Source organism: Klebsiella sp. CB_Kp196 (genome assembly GCF_040061575.1).
Classification (GTDB): Bacteria; Pseudomonadota; Gammaproteobacteria; order Enterobacterales; family Enterobacteriaceae; genus Klebsiella; species Klebsiella michiganensis.
In genome coordinates, this window is record NZ_JBEAFH010000054.1 from 15437 (window position 1) to 39255 (window position 23819).

A 23819-nucleotide genomic window follows, 5' to 3' on the forward strand; every position below is an offset into this window, starting at 1 on the left:
CGGCTTTGTTGAATAAATCGAACTTTTGCTGAGTTGAAGGATCAGATCACGCATCCTCCCGACAACACAGACCATTCCGTGGCAAAGCAAAAGTTCAGAATCACCAACTGGTCCACCTACAACAAAGCTCTCATCAACCGTGGCTCCCTCACTTTCTGGCTGGATGATGAGGCGATTCAGGCCTGGTATGAGTCGGCAACGCCTTCATCACGAGGAAGGCCCCAGCGCTATTCTGATCTCGCCATCACCACCGTTCTGGTGATTAAACGCGTATTCCGGCTGACCCTGCGGGCTGCGCAGGGTTTTATTGATTCCATTTTTGCCCTGATGAACGTTCCGTTGCGCTGCCCGGATTACACCAGTGTCAGTAAGCGGGCAAAGTCGGTTAATGTCAGTTTCAAAACGTCCCCCCGGGGTGAAATCGCACACCTGGTGATTGATTCCACCGGGCTGAAGGTCTTTGGTGAAGGCGAATGGAAAGTCAGAAAGCACGGCAAAGAGAGCCGTCGTATCTGGCGAAAGTTGCATCTTGCTGTTGACAGCAACACACATGAAGTTGTCTGTGCAGACCTGTCGCTGAATAACGTCACGGACTCAGAAGCCTTCCCGGGCCTTATCCGGCAGACTCACAGAAAAATCAGGGCAGCCGCGGCAGACGGGGCTTACGATACCCGGCTCTGTCACGATGAACTGCGCCGCAAAAAAATCAGCGCGCTTATTCCTCCCCGAAAAGGAGCAGGTTACTGGCCCGGTGAGTACGCAGACCGCAACCGTGCCGTTGCTATTCAGCGGCTGAGCGGAAGCAATGCACGGTGGAAATGGACAACGGAATATAACCGTCGCTCGATAGCGGAAACGGCAATGTACAGAATGAAGCAGTTGTTGGGAGATTCACTGACGCTGCGTGACTACGATGGTCAGGTAGCGGAAGCTATGGCCATGGTGCGTGCGTTGAACAGGATGACAAAGGCTGGGATGCCAGAAAGCGTGCGTATTGCCTGAAAATCCAGCCAGCTACAGGGTCGTTCGCACGAAATCTTATTTATTCAACAAAGCCGATCGAAACTATTAAGCCGCTGCAGTTCTGGTTTAAGGTGAAGCTGATAATGATCGTTCTTCTCTCCGGCATCATCGATAAATTCGGTGAGTTTACGCATACGCTCGCAATGAAAGTGACCGTTCCCACTAAGCTCTGTACGTCGCTCCAGCATTTCAGCCAGTTTCTGGCTCATGGCGCTGATACTGTCATTCAGGGCCGTAAGCTCCTGATGATCAGCCCGTAGTTGTGCAAAGCGCTCATCGGTTCCAAAGCTACCGGCATGGATAATCTGCTCAAGCAGCACCCAGAGCTGTTGTCTGGAGAGACTGCTGGACGCTATCTCCCTGTATACCACCACCATCTCGTCATGACGTTCAACCAGCCGGTTAAATACAGGCCAGGTTGAGGGCCAGGATGGTGGAACGGTCTTTTACCAGTCGTGAAGTATTTCTTTCAACAGTGCCAGCGCGATCGCCGGGGTTTCCTCAACGTCAACAATCATCGTTATTTCCTCTGGTTATCTTCTTTCCATGTCCATTGTTCACTGTAGCCCTGGAGATGTCGGTAACGGGAAGACTGTTTTTTCGCAGTATTCGGGTCACCCTGCGCCAGAATCGTTGTTAATTCGTATTGACCTCATGGCTTCAGTCACTGTGCTGCTACCCGTTGCATATATCTCCCTGCCACCCCCGATATTTTATCGAATCCTGCCATCTCTGGGGACCTGCTTAGGGACCCGCTGAAGGCAAAAAGTTATTTTTTACGGCGCTGGTAATGGTTATGAACGATAACCCACCGGAGTCCATTTTAATGAGTTACACATACGACCCTTTCTGGCAGCAACGCATCGCCGATACCTTCAGTTGTGCGCTTAACGCTTACACCCGCTTACTGGCCCTGCGTGTTGACCTCCGTCTGCCGGATACGCCAGCGGCAAGCGATACAGCCGTTATCTCCCGTTTCACCGATTCCCTGAAAGCCCGAATTACAGCCCTTCAGGCGCGTCAACGTCGCGAGGGCAAACGCGTCTGGCCGACCACGCTGCGTTTTGTCTGGGCGCGGGAGTTTGGTGAAATCAAAGGGAAGAAGCATTACCACGCGGTGCTGTTGCTGAACCGCGATACGTGGTGCGGACCGGGGGATTACCAGGACCCGGATTCGCTCGCAGGTATGATTAAACAGGCGTGGTGCAGTGCTCTGAAGGTGGATGCACAGGCGCATGCCGTTCTGGCCCGCTTCCCGAAGAGCCCGGTGTCCTGGCTGACGCGCGGTAATACCACAGAGCTTCAACAGGCGCTGGCGCAGGCCGCTTATCTTGCCAAACGCGAAACCAAAGTCACCGGCGATGGTGAACGTAACTTCGGTTGCAGCCGCGGTTGAGCCAGGCATATATCGATTCACCAGGCCTGAACGTACGGGCCGGGTAATTTTTTACAACGTTTCCCTATCCTCTGAGGCGAACCGGTAACCCCATGATTCAACCACTACCGGACGTCTCCCGACAGCCATATCCTCAGAGGGAGAAAAATACCATGACCACGACGAATTCGAACATTAATGCCAGTCCTGACACACTGCTTTCAGCTCAGGACCCGCTTATCGACATGACTTTTATCACCACGTACACCGGTATGACGGACAAGTGGTTTTATAAACTGATTGGCGACGGTCTGTTTCCCAAACCCATTAAGCTGGGCCGCAGTTCGCGCTGGCGCAGAAGCGAGGTGGAAACCTGGATGCAGCAGCGTATCGCAGATTCCCGTGGCGCCTGAGCAGACGAGGTTTGTTGATGGAAAAACAACGCCGTACTAAACCACAGAACATCCCGGCGCGCTGTAAGTGTCCCCGTTGCCGCAGGCAGTATTGTGGTGCCAGACCCTGCCCCGTTTGTTTTCGCACCTCTGTAGCATCTGCACAACCGTAATCCCGGTGGGCTGCAGAGACTGAATACCAAGAATCATCTTCCGCTAACGCATAACTGACCCGCCATTCACGCAGCCATGCAGCCCATATCGGGACGGCTTACGCCTGCGTGTCGTCTGGCGGTAAGGAGTACCACGATGTACGCCAAATCTTTCATCGCCCTTGACGGTAATGGTCGTCTCACCGGAGCCAGAACAGCACAACGGTATCCGTATGACCGCTACACCTGCCACCTGTGCGGCAGTGCGCTGCGATACCATCCTGAATACAACACTGAGCGACCGTTCTTTGAACACCGGTCCGACATGTTGACAGATAACGGGCGACAGCATTGTCCGTATGTCAACCTGGAAGCGAAAGGGACCCGCCATATCCGGCAGCTGCAATGGTATGTACCGGATGCCCGTCCGCTGGTTTACCGCGCCGTCTGTCACTGCAGTGGTTGCGACAGTAATTATCACGGTGAGCGCTATTGCCTGACCTGCCGAACCGGTGAGTTCAGCAGGACGCTCTCTGATGCTGAAATCCGGACTGCAGAGGTAACGGCATGCGCGTACTGAAATGTTACCTGGCAAATGACCGTGAAGGTCACTTTGTGACGGCCGGTGAAGCCATGAGCGCACCGGGGCAGGTATGGAGCTGTGCTTCCTGTGGCTGTCGTCTGGTGCTGCATGCTGGCACCTTCAGCGACCCTGCGTGGTTTGAACACGATACGCGGACCGTGGCCCGGGATGTGCTGATGAACTGTGCCCATCTCGACCCGGAAGTGAAAGCCGGGGCCCGGCACAGGAAGCTGCGCAATATGCTCAACGGACTGGATGCTACGGTGATGACGCTGTCCTGGTACTGTGTGTGGTGCGGCGACCATTATCAGGGCGTGAAGCACTGTTACCGATGCCAGACCGGTATCTACAGCATCGAAGAAGTGAACTGGCAGAGAAACTACTGCTACAGTACCGGATAGTCCTCCCTCGCCTTTATGAACCAGATACCGCCGCACTGGCGGGGTCTTCCCTGATTTAACCCAAAGAGAGTCTGCATTGTGAATCATTCTTACACACGGGCTTCTGATGCTGTCAGCGCGTATGCCGTCAGTACGCGTGCATTTCTGCAACAGGCCGTTGACCATTACCCGCGACTGGCGGCATTCAGCTTTACGCTGAAATTGCCGTATCGAGAAACCATGAGCGAATACCGGTCATTGATTCTGCGTTTTCATACTGAAGTCTGGCAGCGCACCGGCGAATATTCGCGCCAGCGTCAGCAGGCGCGGCAGAGTTCACCGCCAACGATCCTGCGATGGATGTGGGAGTCTGCCAGTGCACCAGAGCGCAAAATACTGCTGCTGATTAATCTTGATACGCTGGGGGCCTTGCGCGATGGGGTCGTACAGCAGGACATGAGCAGGATACTCAGAGAGGCATGGTGTGCGGTGATACACACTGATAATAACGTTACCAGCATGTCATCTTTCATCATTAGTCGTTCAGATAAGAACGCTTTTACCGTGCCGTTTGGCCGGTTGAAGGCCGGAATGGATAACATGGTACCTCCCGTGATTACGGCCAGAACGGGTGTTATTTGCCCGTGAGCGTACTGGTTACCGTGATGATGTTCCGTCTGACCCCACACGATCACTTTTTGGTCTTTTCCGGTACCCTCAGCACCGATATAATTCCCTGATGAAAAGAACTCACGATACTCTACCTCCGGAACAAACCGTCGCTGAACTTGCACATTTTGCCTGGTGCGCCCTTGTCGCATTACGTACCGTGCAGCAGGATGGTCAGGCGCTGTCGCCACTCAGCATGCATTTTTGCTGCGCTGGCTGACTGTGGCGTATAAGCAAAAGCGGTTTCCGCATGCTATCGCATCCGATATTGAGAGTCTGATGACACTTGGGCGCCAGAAGGGCTTTGCTGCCAGCTTATTCACTCGTCTGGAATATCTCTGGTCTTCGTGCTCGGGGCCGGTGTCTGCTCAGTCGGATTTGTACCGGCTGACGTATGCAATTGAACAACTTAAATCGCAGGACTGGGTCAATGCAGTGGTGAGTGACGAGGACTGGGACAATGAAGCGCTTCTGGTCCAGGAATTCAGCGATACGGATGCATTGCTGGTAAGGAAGTCGGCACTGACCGGTGGATTTTCGGATGAGGGTAAACTGATTGCGCTGGTGGAATTTCTGGTGACGGGCAACCTGTCAACATGTGCAGAGGTTTTTCAGGCCCATGCCCTCCCGCCAGTCATGATGGCGTTGAACCGGATCGCATTACAACCTGAGCAATAGAACAAACATTCTCAACGCATTAGTCAGTCTGATCACAACCCATTCCCTGAATGGCAGATATCCGGGTCGTGCTTACTTTCTGGTATTGAGGCATGTGTAAAGGGCAGTCATGACATTTATTTTCTTCTGACGAAAACAAATAAGCACCGTTTAAGTGAATAATCAGAAATGATGAAAACCTGAAAATGTCGTCAATTTTTCACATGCTCAGTCACGTCCGGCTTCACATTTTTCGATAAAAATACAAAACCAGAGATTTCATGCGATTGGTGGTATTTCGCACAGATATGCACCCTAAGATAAACTGATCATTTGCCGCACATCCTTATCCCACAAGGCCTGAAGGGGTTATGCAAGAAAATTCTTATAAATCAGAAAGATGATCTTTAATTGTTAAAGCTTAGAAATGTAAAATATTATTACATTTTTTCATTTCCGATCTGGCAGGGAACGTTCCTATACTCCGGCTATTGGGTCTTATCCGAAATTTTCCATTTCAGGCAAATGCTCAAAAATACAGTGTCGGCATGCTGGTGGATGGAATGCGCCCGCTTTTTAGTTCCGGGGTTTTTATTTACGTCGGATGACGCGAACCGAAAAGTTGTTCTGGCAGGGTAATTTTTTCTTATTTATTTCTCACTGGCATTGACCGTTTCTATTACTTCATAGAACAGGGACAGCCATGTCTAAGGAAGGTGCGAACAAGTTCCTGATATGAGATCATCATATTCATCCGGAGCGCATCCCAGAGGGACATCATGAGCCATCAACTCACCTTCGCCGATAGTGAATTCAGCACTAAGCGCCGTCAGACCCGAAAAGAGATTTTCCTCTCCCGCATGGAGCATATTCTGCCATGGCAGAATATGACCGCTGTCATCGAGCCGTTTTATCCCAAGGCGGGCAATGGCCGACGGCCCTATCCGCTGGAGACCATGCTGCGTATTCACTGCATGCAGCATTGGTACAACCTGAGCGACGGTGCCATGGAAGATGCCCTGTACGAAATCGCCTCCATGCGCCTGTTTGCCCGATTATCCCTGGATAGCGCCCTGCCGGATCGCACCACCATCATGAATTTCCGCCACCTGCTCGAGCAGCATCAACTGGCCCGTCAATTGTTCAAGACCATCAATCGCTGGCTGGCCGAAGCAGGCGTCATGATGACCCAAGGCACTTTGGTGGATGCCACCATCATTGAGGCACCCAGCTCTACCAAGAACAAAGAGCAGCAACGCGATCCGGAGATGCATCAGACCAAGAAAGGCAATCAGTGGCACTTTGGCATGAAGGCCCACATTGGTGTCGATGCCAAGAGTGGCCTGACCCACAGCCTAGTCACCACCGCGGCCAACGAGCATGACCTCAATCAGCTGGGTAATCTGCTTCATGGAGAGGAGCAATTTGTCTCAGCCGATGCCGGCTACCAAGGAGCGCCACAGCGCGAGGAGCTGGCCGAGGTGGATGTGGACTGGCTGATCGCCGAGCGTCCCGGCAAGGTAAAAACCTTGAAGCAGCATCCGCGCAAGAACAAAACGGCCATCAACATCGAATACATGAAAGCCAGCATCCGTGCCAGGGTGGAGCACCCGTTTCGCATCATCAAGCGGCAGTTCGGCTTCGTGAAAGCCAGATACAAGGGGCTGCTGAAAAACGATAACCAACTGGCGATGTTATTCACCCTGGCCAACCTGTTTCGGGTGGACCAAATGATACGTCAGTGGGAGAGATCTCAGTAAAAACCGGAAATAACGCCAGAAATGGTGGAAAAAATAGCCTAAATAGGCTGATTCGATGTGTTTGCGGGAAAAAAATCGGCCCAGATCCGCGAAATTTTAATCAGCGAGTCAGCTTGGGAAGAAATGACCTGCTTATTCGCACCTTCCCTAACTCTTCCTTTCAGTCCGAAATCCCTAAAGTGCGTATTAATTTAAAACTTGATTTGCACACTGGTGGCGCGAGCAAGAAAACGGAGCTCCCCCTGAAATTGCTCGTGGCGGGCGACTTCAGTAATAGTCAGGAGTCTGCCCCCCTGTCTGAGCGCAAAAAAGTTGATTTGAATAAAAATAATTTCGACTCAGTGTTGTCCGAATATTCCCCAAACGTCAATCTGACCGTTAAAAACACGCTGGCTGATGACGGCAGCGAAGACAACATCAGCCTGACCTTCCGGAGCATGAAAGATTTCACCCCGGAGCAGGTTTCCCGGCAAATCCCTCAGTTGAAGGCCATGCTTTCCATGCGCAATTTACTCCGTGATCTCAAGTGTCAACAACGGGTAAAAAGTGATCCACTTACCGTCACCACCAACGGTCTAATATTGATCCACCTTGTTTACTCAGGATTAGCTTCCGCTATAACCCCGGCCTTTCGTTTCTGCTTCAGTCGATAGCTCTCTCCTTTTATCTGGACTACGTGTGAGTGATGTAAGATCCGGTCCAGCATTGCCGATGTCAGCGCTGCATCCCCGGCGAACGTCTGGTCCCATTGCCCGAACGGCAGGTTAGAGGTCAGGATCATCGCGCTCTTTTCGTAACGTTTGGCAATGACCTGGAAGAACAGCTTGGCTTCCTCCTGGCTGAACGGCAGATAGCCTATTTCGTCGATGATGAGCAGTTTGGGGGCCATGACACCACGATTGAGTGTCGCTTTGTAACGCCCCTGACGCTGGGAAGCCGATAGCTGTAACAGCAGGTCTGCTGCTGTTGTGAAGCGAACCTTGATGCCAGCCCGTACTGCCTCGTAGCCCATGGCTATCGCTAGGTGTGTTTTCCCCACGCCCGAGGGGCCCAGCAACACGATGTTTTCGTTACGTTCGATGAAGCTCAGGGAACGCAGCGACTGGATTTGCTTCTGAGGTGCGCCGGTGGCGAAGGTGAAGTCGTACTCCTCGAACGTCTTCACCGCCGGGAAGGCTGCCATCCGCGTGTACATCGCCTGTTTACGCTGATGCCGGGCCAGTTTCTCCTCATGTAGCAGGTGCTCCAGGAAGTCCATGTAGCTCCATTCCTGAACCACTGCCTGTTGCGACAGTGCCGGCGCCGCGCCGATAAGGCTGTCCAGCTGGAGCTGTTCAGCAAGCACCATCAGCCGTTGATGTTGTAGTTCGACCATCATGCGGCTCCTCTGCAGAACGTGTCATAGATGGACAGCGGATGATGCAACGGCTGCCTGTCGAAGGTCACCAGGCTTTCGTCAACCTGCACGTCATACTGTTTTTTCTCCGGTGGCAGTGCCAGCATGGATTGCTGTTCCTCCACCCAGCGATCACAGGGGCGGGTCTGGATAGTTTCATGCTTCCGCTGATTAGCCACATCGTACAGCCAGCGCAGACCGTAACGGTTTGCGGTCTCAACATCGACGGTTATCCCCATCGGGCGAAGACGCGTCATTAACGGGATGTAGAAGCTGTTGCGGGTGTACTGCACCATTCGCTCCACCTTACCTTTAGTCTGTGCCCTGAAGGGGCGACACAGCCGCGGAGAGAAGCCCATCTCTTTGCCGAACTGCCACAGGGAAGGATGGAACCGGTGCTGTCCGGCCTGGTAAGCATCTCGCTGGAGCACTACCGTTTTCATCTTGTCGTACAGAACTTCCCGCGGTACGCCGCCGAAGAAGCTGAACGCATTGCGGTGACAGGATTCCAGCGTGTCGTAGCGCATGTTGTCGGTGAACTCGATGTAAAGCATTCTGCTGTACCCCAGAACAGCAACGAACACATGCAGGGGAGACTTACCGTTTCGCATGGTCCCCCAGTCAACCTGCATCTGCCGTCCGGGCTCGGTTTCGAAGCGAACAACCGGCTCTGCCTGTACGGGGAGTGTCTGCGAACGGATGAACTCCCTCAGGATAGTCAGACCTCCACGATAGCCCAGCTCCATGATTTCCCTGGCAATAACGGTAGCCGGGATTTTGTAGGGATGCGCGTCGCTGATCCGCTTACAGATATAATCGCGGTATTCATCGAGCAGTGATGATGATGCCGGGCGTGGTGAATACTGCGGCTTTTCAGGATTGGCATTCAGGTGGCTGCGGACAGTATTGCGCGAAATACCCAGTTCTCTGGCGATGGCCCGGATACTCATTCCCCGCTTGTGCAGGACTTTAATTTTCATACGAATCTCAAAAGTGATCATAAGCTCCCCTGTATTCAGAGGAGCAGATTAACCCCTGGATCAATTTTCAACCGCTGGGGTGGATCAGTTTTGCACCGTTGGTAACAACTGAGTTCGTACCTGAAGAATAATGAATACTTGAGCCACTCATTGGTGGCTCAATTGGATGCTTAATTACCAATTCTGTATGTGAGGCAGTTATCAGCATTTAAGTGGAGATTAAGCTTACCTGATGCAAGCTCATTCTCTGTGTTGGTTCCTGCAAAAGCAAAACCCTTCTTAATAAGATTAGTTGTATAGTACTTATTATACATGAATGCCCAAATAATCATGCCAATCATCGAGCCAATACCCATGGTGAGAAAAGCAAGGATAATCAGCACGATAAAAGTACCGATGAAGGTTATGAAGTCCTTTCTGAAAAGAGCTGGAAACGCTCCGAAAAACAATGTAGTCCAGGAAAAACCATAAAATCCTGTTACTGTCTCGCCAGTACGTGGATTCTCCATGCGAATTTTAGTAGCCATTACTTTTTACACCTATTTGTTAATTGATATTATGTTATTCATGGAATCATTCATTAACTTTTTAAAAACATCCATGCAATAACTACTCATTAATTATTCTTCACCAATATCTTTATAGAATGCTATTTCCTTATATTCCGCATTAGGTATACGTAGGAAAACAAAACAACGTTTTACATAATAACGATTAATGACGTTAGCAAAACCGTTCATATACTCAAATGATCCATCTCAATGAATTTTGCATAGGGTCTATTGATTAGGCTGTTTTTTCTACAAGCAACAAGAAAGAATAGACATTACTAATTTTGTAATGTTATTATTTTTAACGAACTAATTATCGCTCTAATTTTTTCGTGAGTAACGCTTTTAAATTGAAGTGCTAGTTTGTTTAGTGTATTACTATTTTTTAACCATATAGCTCATTACAATATGCTTAGAAAGCAATAGAACAGATTGAGTTGGCACTGAAATAGGCTAAAACCGACATACGTATCGGGGAAGAGAACAGAATTTTGTGAGGCGGCGTGAGGAATGAGGGCGTAGAAGATTATGATTAAGAAAACATTATGCAGCTTATTGCTGGCCGTACTTTGTGGCGGCATGGTTGGCCCCGCAGTGAGTACGGAGAATGACCATCGGTATATTAGTATTCGTAATACGGATAGCAGTTGGGTGCAGGGCGTGTGTTCTTTGGTATTCCGGCTGGATAACGGCGGTGATGGGACATTCAATAACCTGACAGTCAGCTTACAATTAACTGATAAATCGGGAGCCGTTCTGGAAAAAGGAACTCTTGATGTTCAGCCGTTTGGCGATAGCAGTGCAACTCGCTCAACCCTTTCGGCAACTGAATTCAGCTGTGATGCGGTTGAAAATACAGCCAACATCGTGATTACCGACGTTGAGGAAACGTCTTCGGATGGTTCAGTCCATGCTCTGCCACTGTCGATGTTTGATCCGCAATATTATCAACCATTAAAAATGAGCGTACAAAAAAGCGGATAGCTTTAGCTGCCTTCTATGGGGATGATAGATATACATCCCCATTACGACGAAATAAGCGTTTATGCTTTGTTGATTAAATCGATAATACGATCGCCTTCTGTATCTTCTTGCGCAAATCGGCTAAAGATGCTGCCATCGTTTTGTGTACCCACCTTGATAGGTTCCTTGCAATCTTTGTGGAAGATTCTTTTCCCTTTTTTTGTGACAACCACACCTGACATATCGCCGTGCTGCTCTTTATCGTAAACAATATATTCATAGGGGCCTTTGACGACACGTATCCAGTAAAGCGAGCCACCGGCGATCATCTGAGAATTATAGTAGGCGTTAACCCCCGGTTGATTAGTGACAAGATTCAGCTCAGCAGTCGGAGCAGACTGGGTTCCCAGGGCATATCCCGCGCTATCCTGCGCAATAAAGGCGCTGGCGTATTTATTATTGGTGAGCAGGCATTCCAGCGTTAATTGTTCCTGATCCTCCGCACTGTAAGACGCAGCTAAAGCTGTCTGGCTGAGTGACATACAGACAATGGTCAACGCCGCAATTCGTAGAGTTAATTTCACGCTCCTTACTCCTTTATAAACTGACATGTTTAAGATTAGTGGCCGTTCTTTACTTGTTTGCAGGTATCCAGCCAGCCAGCTGTATCAATTTTGCCGTTCGCTAGGTATTTTTGCTGATTCTGCCAATGAGCAGCGAGGAACGGCTTAAGACCGGAAAGACGTTTATTCAGCATCAGCATCTGATTGAACACGTTCACTTCGCCTTTTAGCCCTGCTTGCCCATACAGGGTGCCGGAATCCACCAGACTGCTGGCGTAGTAGCTCGTTAGCTGCTGTAGACGATCGGTTTGTTCCGCCAGCTTATTTTTGCGGATGGCACAGTTGGCATCGCTGCTGTCTTTATCTTTGCACAGCAGCTCATAATTGTGATTGAGGAAGTCAAGGAAACGACCATCGTCCTGTAATTTGGTACAGAGAAAAGAGCCCAGATTCAGGCTGGCGCGGATAGACTGTGCTCTTTCTTCTTGCTGCTGCTGGTTGCTGGCACGAAGTTGGTTTTCCAGATCTTTCAGCTTTTTCTTCAGCTCGCCGTCTTCAACGCCAGAAGCCAGGCTACCTAACGCTTTCGCCGTATCATTGGACCCGGATTTGCTGCTCTCTGCGCCCGTTTTATCATCACCGAGAGTCGACCAGTTTTTCTCAAGAAGTTTGACCCGGTCCGTTGAGGTAATTGCCTGGGAAACCAGCACCAACCGCAGGCCCATTGTTTTACTGGTAAAAGGCTGGGCATTATCGTAATAGTTAATTTCTTTACGGCTAGCGCTGCGGATATCCGACTCACTGGACATCACGCTGCCGCCACGCACCACAAAACCGCCAGCCTGGCCATGCAATCGATTAATTTTATTGAGGTAGAAGGGGGTAAACATCATCTCAGAGACGTTGCCTAACATATCGTACAGGCCGAGCGGGTTAGGATTTAACAGACCGATGAGCTGAAGTTTCCCGTTTGAGGACTGCGAACCGGAATACCACTCATAATTTTTGATGTCGTCCATCGGATAACGGGAATCACGAAACTGTGCGGTATCCACTTTCAGACCGCCGCGCGCGGCAAACTCCCACTCTACTTCGGTGGGCAGTCGTAAAAAACCTGGCTTGTTATCTTCTTTCGGCAGCTTGTCGAGCGCGTTTGCGCGTAACCACTGGTTATATTTATCGGAGAAATTAACGGCCTCAAACCAACTGATGCTGGTTTGAGGGAGGCTAAGTTTACGCGATGGTGTCGGGCAAGTATCGGAAGTTAATGCCTGATATTGCAATGCCGACAGCTCATATTTCGCCATTAAATAATAACGGCCTTTATTTTGGGGCGTTTCAGTAAAGCTACCGGCGATAAACGTGGGATAACTGTGTTCCACAAAGCCCCATTCACCGCCATCTTCCCCTAAGGTGATGGGAATATCATCCAGAGGACCGGCTACTGGAATTTCTACCCGACGAAATACCATCGAACCTTCGCAGGGCATAGGCAAAATCACGTCATCGCTATCTGGCTTCGGATTATAGGTTTTCTCTGCCCACGGTTCTGCCAGCGCGGGGGAGATCTTCACCAGCAGGGCTAGCGCCAGGCAGCGCGATAATGTGGAAGGAGTAAAGGCCATGAACGATCTCCGCTAAAATAGATGCTTAGGGCAAATTAAAAAAATAAGGGTTATGCCTCGCGCAGGCTCTGCGCAGGTTCAATATGGATCGCGCGCCAGGCACCGATACCGGCAACCAGCGTCGCCACAACCAGCGTCAGTAAGAGGGCGATAAGGCCGTGTAAGGGCGTTATCTTGCAAATCATCTGACCGGTGGCCTGGCTTGTGGACAGCGCCCGGTTAAATATCTGGCTGGCTAAAAAATAGATGCCAAAACCGCCGATATAGGCCATCAGGCTGAGCAAAGCGCCCTGACTAATGACGTAAACGCCTACGGCTGGTCGCGTGAAGCCCAGCAGACGAAGTACAGCAATATGCTTACGTTTACGATCGACATTGGCGATAAACGAGCCGATTAACGAGGCGATACAGCCAATGAGCGCGGTGATGGCGATCGTGTTAAAGATGATGCCCAACACACGGTTAATGCTTTTTACATTCTCAATATCCGCCAGCCGACTGGTGGTTTCGATGCGTTGGGCGCGCAAATCGCGTTCAAGGCTGGCGACATGGTCAATATCGCGTGCGTACAACCTTGCGCGGGCGTAGCGCGGCGCGTTACCGTTAAGCTGAGCGCCGCTGGCGACCCCTAACGCTGTTACCGCATAGCCATCGCGAAAATGTTCAAGAGCCATTAATAACGCGGGGCGGGTAAAGATAGCGGGGCGATTAAAATAGGTGGCTGGCAAAATCCCCACCACGGTCACGCGCTTACGTCCCCATTCGCGGCGTTCATCGAGCATACGACTCACGCGTAGCGTGAGCGTATCACCGGTTTTCACCGCCAGCTTGCGTGCCGCTTCCTGAGTAATAACAACTTCATGGTCATGATGGAGCACCTGCGTGCCGAGCAAAGGATCGCCAGCCTCTGTCGGAATGACTTCCGCATTTTCAATAAAATGTGTGCTGTCCGTCTGCAAGTCAGTCAGCGTATTGAGCGAGCGCGTTTGCCCGATGGCGAAGCCGACATCAGGCCGCTGCCGTAGCTGCGTGATCCAGTGCTGATCGTAGCTTCCGCTGCTCAACATGCGGATCTCCAGATTGCGGGGATCGTTGGCCAGATCGTTTTGTAACTGGTTCACAATGCCAAAGCGCAGGCCAAAAAGGAGCAGTAAAGGGGCGATGACCGCAACAAGAGAGGAGACGATGCAAAAAGAGATGATGCGATCGTGCCACAGGTCTTGCATTGCAAGGCGACCGAGCAGTCTTGCACGATTAAAGGACAAAGTAAGTACCTCCCCGTTCGCTCTGTGATGACGCCGTCAGCGATTCTGGCTGCGCAGCTAAACAGGGTAAATTGAAGTGTTTGACCAGAGGCCAGTCATGGCAAACGACCAGCGCCATCATGTCTTCCTGACGGACTAGTTCGATAAACAGGCTAAATAATTTCTGGGCATTGTAGGGATCGAGCGCCGCCGTCGGTTCATCTGCCAGTACCAGCGCCGGGCGATGTAATATCGCGCGCGCAAAAGCGGTGCGCTGCCGTTCGCCAAAGGAGAGCTGGGTAGGATATTTTGCCAGTAGTGGCGACAGTTTTAGCGTTTCGATGACCCTATCCAGCATGGTGCTGTCAGGGCGGGCTCCCAGCAGCTGGCACGGCAAGAGAATATTATCTTTGACGTTCAGGTAGGGAAGGAGGCCACCGTTTTGTAATACAAAGCCAAGTTCGCGTGCCCGAATCGCAGCGAGTGTATTATGTCGCTCGCCCAGAAGCAACGCGGCAATATCCTGCTGCTGTGTCCCTTTGCTGAGCGTGTAACGCCCAATTTTGCTGGGATGCAACACTAAACCAATGGCTTCCAGAAGCGTGCTTTTACCGCAGCCGCTTTCACCCGTTACCGCCACCACCTCGCCTGGCCGCAGCGAAAGCTGCGGCAGGTAAACACGGTGAGCCTGATGATCCTGACCACGAACCACGCACAAGTCTTCAATGTGCAGCATCAGGGCATCATTTCCAGTGGGATGGGATACACGCGATCGCGCGGATCGCTACCTTGCGCCAGCTCGACCCAGCGGTCGACATCTGCATTATATTTTTGATAGTGACGCAGCTTGGATGACAGTGTGCGGATAAATTTCTCCTGTGACAGCCCATCCCAGCTTTTCCACGTTTCTTCATCGAGATTCAGCACATCGCTTTTGTAGGGAAGATCGGCCAGATACTCGCCCAGCACGCCAAGATCGCCGATGCTCGCGCTGTCTTGCTGTTTCAACTGGTTAGGATCGGTCCCCATTGTTGCCGCAACGGTGCGCAGTTGTTCAAACATCTTAGTGGGCGAGATCATCCCTTCATTAGCGGCTTTCAGAATCTGGCTGACGGCATCGCTTAAATCGCTCAGCTGTCCCTTGGTTAAGAGCACGCGAACATCTGTTGTGGGGATGTTCTGCTTAATCAGATCGCGATCGCTAATCCAGGCCTGGAACACCAGCGGGGCCTGGGTGCTGTTGCGTTTGCCCAAATAGGCTAACTGCATCGCATGCCCGATTAACGCCGTATCCTGGAGCAATTTCTGCTCCGCCGTGAGCTTTTGCCCCTCATCTTTGGCATACAGCGCGCTGCCAATGGCGGCATCCCCCATATAGGCGGCTTTCACCTGTTCCGTAATGGCTGACGCCAGGGCATCAACCTGCTGACCGAACATTTTGATATCGCCTGCATTCACCGCCTGATAAAGGTTAGATTGCGTGCTATCAAAATTGGAGAGATCGCGGTACTGGCTCTCGGCTTTGGTATGGTTTGCTTTGCCGCTGGCGGTTTTCAGGTGCAACGTATAAATAGCAATGCCGCGGTTACCGGCTTCCAGACGGAGCTGGCTGGCATCAAGGCCGGTTCCTGAAAGTTTATTGCTGCCCTCAATCGCGCCAGCATCGGTAATCAGCACCATATAGCGGGCGCCGAATGGACTCCAGTCAATGTCATCAATAGCTGATAACACGCCGGAATAGGCATCCTCGTCGTATAAAGAGCTTGAGACCTTCGCTTCTTTAAGATCGGCGACTTTCTGCAGAAAATCCGCGCCGTCCTTGACCTGGTTAGGGTCGGCGAAAATGCGGGTGTTATATTCAAGTCCCGGTACGGCTTTGGTATTTGAACGATAAGAGACCAAACCAAACTTGACCTGCCCATCCAGATGCTCTTGTTTAATTTTGTCGTAGATCTTATTGACCGCCTCTTTAGTGCGCTCAATATACGGCCCCATTGAAATGGTTGAATCGATAACGAACACCACCGAAGCGTTAAAGCCTTTCAACTGGTTTACGTCGTTATCTTGTTTTGCCGCTGCGTTATCATCCGCCTTGCTGACGGAGGCCACGTTGAGCAGGCGCGTATAGAAGCCATCTTCGGTCATGACCTCTTCGCCGCTCAGGATTGGCAGCAGATAAAATTGCTTTTGCAGATCGACAAAATATTCCGGCTCCTGGGCCTGAATACCTTCAGCGTGGCCGTCACGCTTCAATTTGGCGCGCAGCGGCGCCACCAGAGAGACAGGATCGGGGGCAGAAAGAATGTTATCCAGACTTTCTTTCTCTTTGAAAAAGAGTAACCGATCGCGGTTGGCCGGGTTGGTAAACGCCAGCGTCAGCTGCATTTTCCAGTCTACGGTACAGGATTTCGGCAACCAGCCAAGGGTTTTGCCATAGCTATCCGGCCCGACTTTAAGCCAGCTTTGCCCCTTAGCCTCTTCCTTTTGATAAACATAAAGGCTGCTAAAGGCAGGCTGAAGCTGCCCATTTTCATCCCCGGCGTTGTCGCTAAGCTTACAGCCTGGCGTCGTCAGGATGCGCTGGTATAGCGTTTTCTTCCCTTCCTGAAGCAGCGGTTTATCGCCCTCGGCGGCAAAGAGGTGCCCGCTGAACAACAGGCCGCATAAGGGCAGCGCCAGACGGCAAAAAAAAGTCCGGGTCATTTTGCTAGCTCCTCAAGGCGCTGCTTAGCCGTTTGGTTCTCGGGTTCTGATTGCAGTACCGTTTCGTACCAATAGGCCGCGGTATCTTTATCCGCCTCTTTGAAACATTCGCTTGCCTGATGGTATTTCGGATCGTACTCACCGGCGTAAATCAGGGCGATTTTGGTATCGCCGCCCTGCGCGCGATTTGCGTACAGGCGCTGGGCGACGCCGCATTTCTTCGCCTCTTTCGCTGACTGGATAATGGCCAGCAGTTTATCGCTATCGAGTTTTTCCTGAACGCACGTCTGCACGAATTCAAGCTCGCTCAGCGTGTCTAAACTCTGTGCGGAACAGCCAGCCGGGGCTTTAGGCTCGGTGTTCGTCGCTTCAGGGGCGGCGGCTGCGGGGGCTTGCTGAGCTTGTACCGCCGGGACCACCTCCTGACCTTTGTCCCGGCCCATGAACCACCAAAGCGCGCCAGCAATCACCACTAAAAGCAGGATGGCGGCGATGATGAGCGGGAGGCGGGAAGCCGCAGGTTTTTGTTGCGGCTGCGGCTCGGCATGAATGGTCGGCGCAATGGTTTCAGATTCTGCGACGGGCGCTTCTACGATGGCCGCTGGTGCGGAGTCGGTTTCTGGGGTTGCCAGCATACTGCTGCTGCTGTAATTACCCGTCGCGCCCCTGGCTTCAGAAGAGAGCAACTCATCACGCACCAATTGGAGGGTGGTATTGCGCACTTCTCCTGAAGCCAGCTTGATCTGAATCTGGACCTGGCTTGCGTTTGCCAGCAAAGGGTCAAGTAGAGTAGGGCCGATACGAAAGCCGCTGCCGTTGGCCAGGGAGTAACCGCCGTTGACTGTAAACCAGTGCTGTGCAGGGCTCCAGCTGCCATCGGGCTGCAGATAGTTCTGCTCGTTATTACAAAGCGTAAAGGTCAGATCGGGCAGCACCGCAGTTTCGCCGCGCAGGCGAACCATCAATTGTGCGGTACCCGGCTCTGCCGGTTGGCAGGCGATGATTTTAGCTAGCATGGCATGTTCTCTTGTTTCAATTGGCTGATAATTTGACCAAGTTGGCGATTATGTTCGACGGAAATATCGCGCGTGGCGCTATGACCAGCGTTATCAAGTACGACGCTCATCAGGGCGGATAGCCAGTCTCCCAGATAAGAGACACCCGGCTGCGGCGCAACGGCGGCGAGCTGCGGCAGCTCGTCGTTCATCAGCGGTTTCTGGCGCAGGAAGACTTTATTTTTCTCGCCAACATAGCTGTTGGGCACCTTTTCAGGCGGTAGAGTGAGATAACCAAACCAGGCGATAAAATCACGCATAGTCAGTTGGGCGCGCAGAACCTGGCGTGCCATAAGATGTTCACGCCGCGTACCCGCTTGCTCCTGACCCGCCAGCGCGCGTTTCAGCGTGCCTTCCAGATCTAGGCGCGTGGCTGCGGTGATCAATTCTTCGCTGAGATGATTAATCAGTTCGCTGTTCATCCCCAACTGACGCCACTGCGGCGCTTGCTGCGGCAGTTCACGCAAATGCGCGACCCAGGCTTTAAACGCCTGATGGGCGAAATCATCGTCCTGGCCGACTCTTTCCTGGGCAGTTGACGCTGGCGCGTCAACCACGGCGATTTCAGCCGGTGCGTCGGCGAAGGGATCGCTGCCAAACGGGTTATCACCGAAGGGGTTGTTGCCAAATGGGCTGGCGGTAAACGCGTTTGCCGCCAGGCTGTCGCCATCGTTTGACGGTTCCGGGTTGCGGTCGCGAATGCTTAAATAGATGTTATTAAGCTCCTGCGTCGGCAGATCCAGACGATTAATTAGCTCTCCCATACTGTGGGAGCAGGCGGACAGCCCCTGCCATAGCTCTTTCGCGATGGCCTGTTTTTTCACGAGCTGCCCGTCGCCGTCTTTTTCGTACCAGCGGCCCAGGCGGCGATTGCCGGTCTCCTCGCGACACTGCTCAAGTTGTTGCTGCAAACGTGCCAGCTTGAATTCCAGATGCGCGACGCCGCGCAGCGCTTTGGTTAAGCGTCCCATGCCGCCATCGTTGAGCTCGAGCATCGCGTGCCAGGCTTTGCTCGGCTCGGTGACGTGTTGCAGCACGTTTTTAGCGCTAATGAAGGTGCTGCCCATTTCGTCGAGCTTCTGGCGATAGCGCTCGGTGATGCACGCTTCCTTGTTTCGCTCCTGTTCTGTACCGTCTTTTAGGTCGATGAACGGATTATCCAGCCCCGGTTTTCGCACCAGGAAACAGTTATTAAACGCCTGGCCGGGCGCCCATTGCTGCAGCCAATCATATTGGGCGAAACGCTCCAGCAAGGTCATGTGCAGCATACCTTCCCAGCCTTCTTTTAACTGTTCGGTGGTGAGTTGCAGACTGCTGTTGATGCGCATATCGCACATGGTGATGGCCCAGAACAGCCCAGGGTTACGGCCCTGACGTTCTTCGGCGCTTTTACCCTGCGTTTTTTCTACCCAGCGGTTTAATACCGGACCAACGTCAGCAACATCGCTCTGTTTGGCGGAGCTGGCGCACACGACCAGCGCGTTCATCTCCTGATTATCGGTGTAACGTTCAAACAGATAGGCGACTTTACCGCGCAGCAGAAGCTGGCAAATGGGATTAAGCCCCTCTCTACCGGCCTCTTCCAGTGCGGTAATTTTAAGACGCCCGCGATACCCAGGGAAGTCAAGCAGATCGACCTGCTCCACGACGCTGTCGGCCTCGACTTCCGCTAACGGGAAGATAAGCTCGGTGGTTAACGCTGCCAGTTCCGCCTGGGTTAAGCTGGCGCTGCCGATTTGCTGCTCCTCTTTCCAGTAGCGGATCTCCACGTGGCGATCCTGGCTGGAGCCTAGCCGGTTAAGGCTGTCGACGTTCATAATGCTGCCATTACTGTGATCGATAAGCGTCTCCAGCGGGGCGAACACCGTCCGGGCATGATTGAGTTTGGTCAGCACATTGGCTAATGAACGATAGGTCTCGGTGAGGGCCGGCAGTTCTCCCCACAATAAAGAAAATAGCTCTGCGCGTTCACCAGGACTCAGCGCAGGGGCAATTTTCAACACCTGCGGCCAATAGGCGTGTTCAAGTTTTTCAACCGATTTTCTGAACGAGGCGTTCAGGTAATCCCATAAGGCAACCACATCTTCCTGGCTCACGCCGTTATAGCTTTTTGCTTGTGTGGCGCGTTGCAGGAAGGGGCGCAGTCGCTCTTCAACCCTGGCTTCATCAAGTTGAAAGCTCAGCTGCTCGTGGTTGAAATCATTAAACCAGGCGTTTGCCAGAATTTTGGCCAGATCGATTTCACTGAACAGGCGCAGAGGCACAGGATAGCCCGCAGGCGCGGCGGGGGCCTGGCGGGTGAAGCGGGTGACCAGGCCGGTGGCCTCTTTACCGCCGCCGACGGGATTCACTTCTTTGATAAAGTCGACGCGCCGTTCGCCATAAAGGGCTTCCAGTGAACCATTGCTGCCAGCTGCCAATGCGGAGATGAGATAGGATTTCCCGGCCTGAGAAATGCCGAAAAAACCGAAGGTCATTGGCGTTCTGGCGACCAGTGTCAGGCTATTGGCCTGGTTACGCGTGCGGAGCAAGCTAAGGTTGAGTTTATCCGCCTCGTTGTCGAGGCGACGTGAACCGGAACGCACTGCATCAACCCAGCCAAGTGCGTCCTGACAGCCCTGAGCGATAGCTGCCCAGCCCTGAGTGAGAGATTTTTGATCGCTATTCATTATTTTTTAACACTCCCGCTATCGAGCCAGTGTCGGCTATCAATGAGCCCCGTATCGGGCATAGTATTGAGTTCCAGATCTACATCACGCTTGCTGAATGACTTATCGGTGTTGCTGGTGATATCCGCAATCATCAGCCGATCGCTGATTAAGCCCAGTTGGCGCGCCCGTTTGCCTTTGTCGATAGCCAGTCTCACTTTCAGGTACGGTGAACCGTTATCCACGGAGAAGGCGGCGGAAAACTTCTTACGGCCTTCTTCGCTAAAACGTAAGGTATAAAGCGGTGCGGCGGCCCAACGTTCGGCATCCAGTTGACGATAACCCAGCCGCAAATCGCCACGCATGATGATACTTTGCGTGGTGTTCTCGCCATTTTCGTCGGTGAATGTCGGCAATTTTATCTGCCCGTTCTCCGATTCGATATGGCGATAAACGATATCGGCACTGCGAATCAGGTTATCCATATCAATGGTGCCAATATGGCGAATCGTTGAGTAAGGCTTCAGCGCCGAGGTACGGAAATGGAAGTTAGGAATGCTGTGATTTGCGCACAGTTGCGTGAGCATCGCGCCAACGGAGGCGGTGCTCTTCGGATCGTCGATATGGCCATTTTTATGGAACGGATACCAGGTGCCGGTCTGATAACCGTGCAGAGGTAAAATACGCCCCGGCGGCAACGGCAGGTTGCGACGGATAATTGCCTGAATGCCCGGCAGCTGCGAAGGGCGGCCCGTCAGCAGTAGCAGGTCGCAATGATAATAGCTCAGCACTTCGCACAGCGCGGTTAGCACTTTATCAATGTTGAACTTACCCGAGCACAAATCGTTATGCACTCTGGCGAGCGGCAGAGTGAGCATTACCTCCGCTAGTTTGAAATCGGTCGGACCACCAGCTTTTTGTACTTCGCGGCGAACAAAGCTCTCGACTTCATCACGCAGAGAACCTACCGGCAGTAGATCGCCGACACGTTGGTTAATCACGATATGCGTTTGCTCGTCCAGCGGATCGAATTGCTCGTATTTACCCAGAATGTGCAACGCGAGGGGAACGAAGAGTTGGAGGGTGAGCTGCTGGCGCAGCACGGATTCCGCCGCGCTAATATTTTGCGAGCCGCACAGTTGAGACATCAGCGTCTCAACGGATATGACCCCCGTTTCACGCAGCGCCTGCTCAAAGGCTGGAAGCACATAGGACTGGATGACATCCAGCAGAATATCGTCGCCGGCAATTTTAAAACTGTCGCGAAAACGCTGCTGCGGGATGATATGGACGTTAGCGCCGCCCCCACTATGACCATTGCGATCGAGATGATAATCGGTGATGACCAGATCGGTGGTGCCGCCGCCGATATCGATAGATGCGATGGATATTCTTTCACGTTGCGTGCTGTCGGGTCGGCTAAGGGCGTCGAAAAACGACTCCGGGTGACCGGCAAAGTTTTGGTTTATCTCGGTGTAGAGATAAACCAACTGCGCGCAGGACGCTTCATCCCACTCGACCCTGATTTTCGGCAGCGGAATTTTAATGTTTGTCTGACTATGATCTTCTTGCTCATCCTCATAAGGATCGTTTTCGCCGTTGTGCCAGCGTAGCGCTTTCCAGACTAAACCGACCGCCTGACGCATACGGTCATCCAGTACGCAACGTTCAGCCATCGGCATACCGGGCGGCACGGTCAGAATAATATGGCGTAGCTGACGCGGAATACCTGCGTGTCCCTGACGTATGCGTTGTTCCGGGCTATTAATCTGACTAATCGCCTGGGTTAATACTTCCGCGAGCATAAAGGTCATCAGCGAGCTGCGGGAATAGCGTGGCGTAAAGACCGGGATGCGATCCATCTCATCTTCGACGGTGTGTAACGCCTCGCCCCGTTCATCGATCAGATTCGCGAACGGCGCAGCGGTGGCGAGTGGATTACTGTCCTGCACGTAGCTACCGTTGAATCGCCAGCCCTGACCGTAATATTTTTCATCCCAAAGATAACGTTTAGGGCTGGAGAGGCCGGTTGAACCTTCGCTGCCTTTTCGGCGCGCCGCTAAACGACCCGCTTCTCCGCCGATACGAGCGATCGTCGGCCACTGGAAGGCATCGTGGCGGCCGCTACGCACCGAGCAGTGATCTTTGCCGAAGAAGGCCTGTGAAAATTCGACCCGGCTTTCAAAGGGTTCGGTATAAACATGTTCCGGCGCGCTAAGATCGCGCAATTTGAGCACATAGTTGTGCTGCATACCTGAACCTGATTGCCCATGATCTTCAATGAGAATACCGCAGGTGCGTGAGTTACCGACATCGAGGATCAAATCAACGGGAATAGGCTTGATAGCGTTAGTTTCCCGATTGGCGATGACCCTGAACTGCGGCAATTCAATGATGGGGGCGGTCTGACTTTGCAAACCTTCGACGGGAATCGCCATCAGTGAAAGAAGGTTAAGGTAGTGCGCCAGCGGATACTGCTGGTTAAGCTCCTGCTCGCGTTCGTCGATATCCCGGCCTTTGCTCGCCTCTTTAAATACCTCTTTCAGCCAGTCGACAATCCACTCTTGCGTGAGATACCAGTTGAGGGCATAGGTGGCTGTCGCCACCGCAAAGGTTGCCCCGGCATTGACATCTTCCTGGTTCGGGCTGAGGTCGGCGGCGGCCTGCTGTTTGGCCATTACGCGAGTATCGATAGCCAACGTCATTCGATGGCTATGCCCATCCATATCAGGCTTGTCCAGCTTGACGATACGAAAACGCGCCCAGTTTAGCGGCCCTTCCTGATAGACGTCAGGCGGGCTGAAACGGAGTAGGGGAAGCGGCAACCATGTCCCGTCAAACAGCTTAAGACTCTGCTCAACGGGAATATCGTACTGGCTTTTAGCCTTCTCGATATTTGCCGGGCTGGGCTGATAAAAATAGTAATCACGCTGTTCGTTGTAGATTAAACGGGTCAATACGCCATTGGCTAATTTAACAAATTCACCGGCGGGCAAACGTCCTGGAGACAAACCAAAATCCATAAACTGGATCCCGGAGTCGCCTACCAGGGTTACTTGACGATCAAAAGATACAATCTCGGGCAACATAGTTATCTCGT

Annotated in this window: 21 protein-coding genes and 1 pseudogene; 10 read left to right on the forward strand and 12 right to left on the reverse strand. The window is 52.3% G+C overall.

Features of this window, described 5'->3' with window-relative positions; genetic code table 11:
• The first annotated feature begins 33 nt into the window (after positions 1–33).
• On the forward strand, positions 34–1002 hold the full coding sequence (locus tag ABLU87_RS18770; protein ID WP_348866002.1) for an IS5 family transposase: 969 nt from the start codon (positions 34–36) through the stop codon (positions 1000–1002).
• Positions 1003–1046: 44 nt separating this feature from the next.
• Here ABLU87_RS18770 and ABLU87_RS18775 read toward each other — a convergent pair whose 3' ends face one another.
• The gene (locus ABLU87_RS18775; RefSeq protein ID WP_021312540.1) at positions 1047–1400 is read right to left on the reverse strand and encodes a hypothetical protein; all 354 of its coding nucleotides are present in this window, start codon (positions 1398–1400) and stop codon (positions 1047–1049) included.
• A 449-nt stretch (positions 1401–1849) separates the two neighbouring features.
• Here ABLU87_RS18775 and ABLU87_RS18780 point away from each other — a divergent pair, with 449 nt between their 5' ends.
• The 8 genes and pseudogenes from ABLU87_RS18780 to tssB form a co-directional block, all read left to right on the forward strand.
• Complete coding sequence (locus tag ABLU87_RS18780; RefSeq protein ID WP_028016383.1) at positions 1850–2419, forward strand: inovirus Gp2 family protein; 570 nt, start codon at positions 1850–1852, stop codon at positions 2417–2419.
• Between the two features lie 152 nt (positions 2420–2571).
• Positions 2572–2811, forward strand: a complete 240-nt coding sequence (locus ABLU87_RS18785) for an AlpA family transcriptional regulator (protein WP_028016384.1) — start codon at positions 2572–2574, stop codon at positions 2809–2811.
• Positions 2812–3099: 288 nt separating this feature from the next.
• Positions 3100–3522, forward strand: coding sequence for a putative zinc ribbon protein (locus tag ABLU87_RS18790; protein ID WP_049287231.1), 423 nt, complete (start codon positions 3100–3102; stop codon positions 3520–3522).
• Positions 3510–3926 carry a putative zinc ribbon protein gene (locus ABLU87_RS18795; RefSeq protein ID WP_032747550.1) on the forward strand — a complete coding sequence of 139 codons (417 nt, stop codon included), beginning with the start codon at positions 3510–3512 and terminating at the stop codon, positions 3924–3926. Before ABLU87_RS18790 ends, ABLU87_RS18795 begins: the two co-directional genes overlap by 13 nt.
• Before the next feature lie 78 nt (positions 3927–4004).
• On the forward strand, positions 4005–4553 hold the full coding sequence (locus ABLU87_RS18800) for an inovirus-type Gp2 protein (RefSeq protein WP_032747553.1): 549 nt from the start codon (positions 4005–4007) through the stop codon (positions 4551–4553).
• Between the two features lie 225 nt (positions 4554–4778).
• The gene (locus ABLU87_RS18805) at positions 4779–5252 is read left to right on the forward strand and encodes a DUF2913 family protein (protein ID WP_239661200.1); all 474 of its coding nucleotides are present in this window, start codon (positions 4779–4781) and stop codon (positions 5250–5252) included.
• Between the two features lie 758 nt (positions 5253–6010).
• Positions 6011–6991, forward strand: a complete 981-nt coding sequence (locus ABLU87_RS18810) for an IS5-like element ISKpn26 family transposase (RefSeq protein WP_032216024.1) — start codon at positions 6011–6013, stop codon at positions 6989–6991.
• Positions 6992–7125: 134 nt separating this feature from the next.
• Positions 7126–7518, forward strand: a pseudogene (tssB, locus tag ABLU87_RS18815) (type VI secretion system contractile sheath small subunit); the annotation flags it as partial.
• A gap of 68 nt (positions 7519–7586) precedes the next feature.
• Here the strand turns inward: tssB and istB are convergent.
• From istB to ABLU87_RS18830, 3 genes are all read right to left on the reverse strand, one after another.
• On the reverse strand, positions 7587–8369 hold the full coding sequence (istB, locus tag ABLU87_RS18820; protein ID WP_032747561.1) for an IS21-like element ISSen3 family helper ATPase IstB: 783 nt from the start codon (positions 8367–8369) through the stop codon (positions 7587–7589).
• A complete protein-coding gene (istA, locus tag ABLU87_RS18825; RefSeq protein WP_032747563.1) occupies positions 8366–9388 on the reverse strand; it encodes an IS21 family transposase in 1023 nt (340 codons plus the stop codon). Before istA ends, istB begins: the two co-directional genes overlap by 4 nt.
• Before the next feature lie 149 nt (positions 9389–9537).
• On the reverse strand, positions 9538–9894 hold the full coding sequence (locus tag ABLU87_RS18830) for a hypothetical protein (RefSeq protein WP_031521479.1): 357 nt from the start codon (positions 9892–9894) through the stop codon (positions 9538–9540).
• Between the two features lie 552 nt (positions 9895–10446).
• Between ABLU87_RS18830 and ABLU87_RS18835 the strand changes: the two genes are divergently transcribed.
• Positions 10447–10902 (forward strand): IrmA family protein, encoded by a 456-nt coding sequence (locus ABLU87_RS18835; RefSeq protein WP_032747566.1) that lies wholly within the window; start codon positions 10447–10449, stop codon positions 10900–10902.
• Between the two features lie 59 nt (positions 10903–10961).
• Here ABLU87_RS18835 and ABLU87_RS18840 read toward each other — a convergent pair whose 3' ends face one another.
• The 8 genes from ABLU87_RS18840 to ABLU87_RS18875 are packed head-to-tail and all read right to left on the reverse strand — an operon-like array spanning position 10962 to position 23808.
• Positions 10962–11465 carry a hypothetical protein gene (locus ABLU87_RS18840; protein WP_017901263.1) on the reverse strand — a complete coding sequence of 168 codons (504 nt, stop codon included), beginning with the start codon at positions 11463–11465 and terminating at the stop codon, positions 10962–10964.
• 35 nt (positions 11466–11500) lie between these two features.
• Positions 11501–13069 (reverse strand): SUMF1/EgtB/PvdO family nonheme iron enzyme, encoded by a 1569-nt coding sequence (locus ABLU87_RS18845; protein ID WP_032747569.1) that lies wholly within the window; start codon positions 13067–13069, stop codon positions 11501–11503.
• A gap of 50 nt (positions 13070–13119) precedes the next feature.
• Complete coding sequence (locus tag ABLU87_RS18850; protein WP_025999345.1) at positions 13120–14334, reverse strand: ABC transporter permease; 1215 nt, start codon at positions 14332–14334, stop codon at positions 13120–13122.
• Positions 14324–15049 (reverse strand): ABC transporter ATP-binding protein, encoded by a 726-nt coding sequence (locus tag ABLU87_RS18855; protein ID WP_023288357.1) that lies wholly within the window; start codon positions 15047–15049, stop codon positions 14324–14326. Before ABLU87_RS18855 ends, ABLU87_RS18850 begins: the two co-directional genes overlap by 11 nt.
• Positions 15049–17016, reverse strand: coding sequence for a vWA domain-containing protein (locus ABLU87_RS18860; RefSeq protein ID WP_017901259.1), 1968 nt, complete (start codon positions 17014–17016; stop codon positions 15049–15051). The genes ABLU87_RS18855 and ABLU87_RS18860 overlap by 1 nt, the downstream gene beginning before the upstream one ends.
• Entirely contained in the window at positions 17013–18032 is a 1020-nt protein-coding gene (locus tag ABLU87_RS18865) for a hypothetical protein (RefSeq protein ID WP_017901258.1), read from the reverse strand. The genes ABLU87_RS18860 and ABLU87_RS18865 overlap by 4 nt, the downstream gene beginning before the upstream one ends.
• Positions 18026–20740, reverse strand: coding sequence for a virulence factor SrfC family protein (locus ABLU87_RS18870; RefSeq protein WP_017901257.1), 2715 nt, complete (start codon positions 20738–20740; stop codon positions 18026–18028). The genes ABLU87_RS18865 and ABLU87_RS18870 overlap by 7 nt, the downstream gene beginning before the upstream one ends.
• On the reverse strand, positions 20740–23808 hold the full coding sequence (locus tag ABLU87_RS18875) for a virulence factor SrfB (RefSeq protein ID WP_154978734.1): 3069 nt from the start codon (positions 23806–23808) through the stop codon (positions 20740–20742). The genes ABLU87_RS18870 and ABLU87_RS18875 overlap by 1 nt, the downstream gene beginning before the upstream one ends.
• Between the last annotated feature and the right edge of the window lie 11 nt (positions 23809–23819).

Excerpts from the sequence above, each read along its gene's own strand:
- ABLU87_RS18775 (WP_021312540.1), bottom strand. The coding sequence starts at position 1,400 with ATGGTGGTGGTATACAGGGAGATAGCGTCCAGCAGTCTCTCCAGACAA.
- ABLU87_RS18780 (WP_028016383.1), top strand. The coding sequence starts at position 1,850 with ATGAGTTACACATACGACCCTTTCTGGCAGCAACGCATCGCCGATACC.
- ABLU87_RS18785 (WP_028016384.1), top strand. The coding sequence starts at position 2,572 with ATGACCACGACGAATTCGAACATTAATGCCAGTCCTGACACACTGCTT.
- ABLU87_RS18790 (WP_049287231.1), top strand. The coding sequence starts at position 3,100 with ATGTACGCCAAATCTTTCATCGCCCTTGACGGTAATGGTCGTCTCACC.
- ABLU87_RS18795 (WP_032747550.1), top strand. The coding sequence starts at position 3,510 with ATGCGCGTACTGAAATGTTACCTGGCAAATGACCGTGAAGGTCACTTT.
- ABLU87_RS18810 (WP_032216024.1), top strand. The coding sequence starts at position 6,011 with ATGAGCCATCAACTCACCTTCGCCGATAGTGAATTCAGCACTAAGCGC.
- istB (WP_032747561.1), bottom strand. The coding sequence starts at position 8,369 with ATGATGGTCGAACTACAACATCAACGGCTGATGGTGCTTGCTGAACAG.
- istA (WP_032747563.1), bottom strand. The coding sequence starts at position 9,388 with ATGATCACTTTTGAGATTCGTATGAAAATTAAAGTCCTGCACAAGCGG.
- ABLU87_RS18830 (WP_031521479.1), bottom strand. The coding sequence starts at position 9,894 with ATGGCTACTAAAATTCGCATGGAGAATCCACGTACTGGCGAGACAGTA.
- ABLU87_RS18835 (WP_032747566.1), top strand. The coding sequence starts at position 10,447 with ATGATTAAGAAAACATTATGCAGCTTATTGCTGGCCGTACTTTGTGGC.
- ABLU87_RS18845 (WP_032747569.1), bottom strand. The coding sequence starts at position 13,069 with ATGGCCTTTACTCCTTCCACATTATCGCGCTGCCTGGCGCTAGCCCTG.
- ABLU87_RS18855 (WP_023288357.1), bottom strand. The coding sequence starts at position 15,049 with ATGCTGCACATTGAAGACTTGTGCGTGGTTCGTGGTCAGGATCATCAG.
- ABLU87_RS18860 (WP_017901259.1), bottom strand. The coding sequence starts at position 17,016 with ATGACCCGGACTTTTTTTTGCCGTCTGGCGCTGCCCTTATGCGGCCTG.
- ABLU87_RS18865 (WP_017901258.1), bottom strand. The coding sequence starts at position 18,032 with ATGCTAGCTAAAATCATCGCCTGCCAACCGGCAGAGCCGGGTACCGCA.
- ABLU87_RS18870 (WP_017901257.1), bottom strand. The coding sequence starts at position 20,740 with ATGAATAGCGATCAAAAATCTCTCACTCAGGGCTGGGCAGCTATCGCT.
- ABLU87_RS18875 (WP_154978734.1), bottom strand. The coding sequence starts at position 23,808 with ATGTTGCCCGAGATTGTATCTTTTGATCGTCAAGTAACCCTGGTAGGC.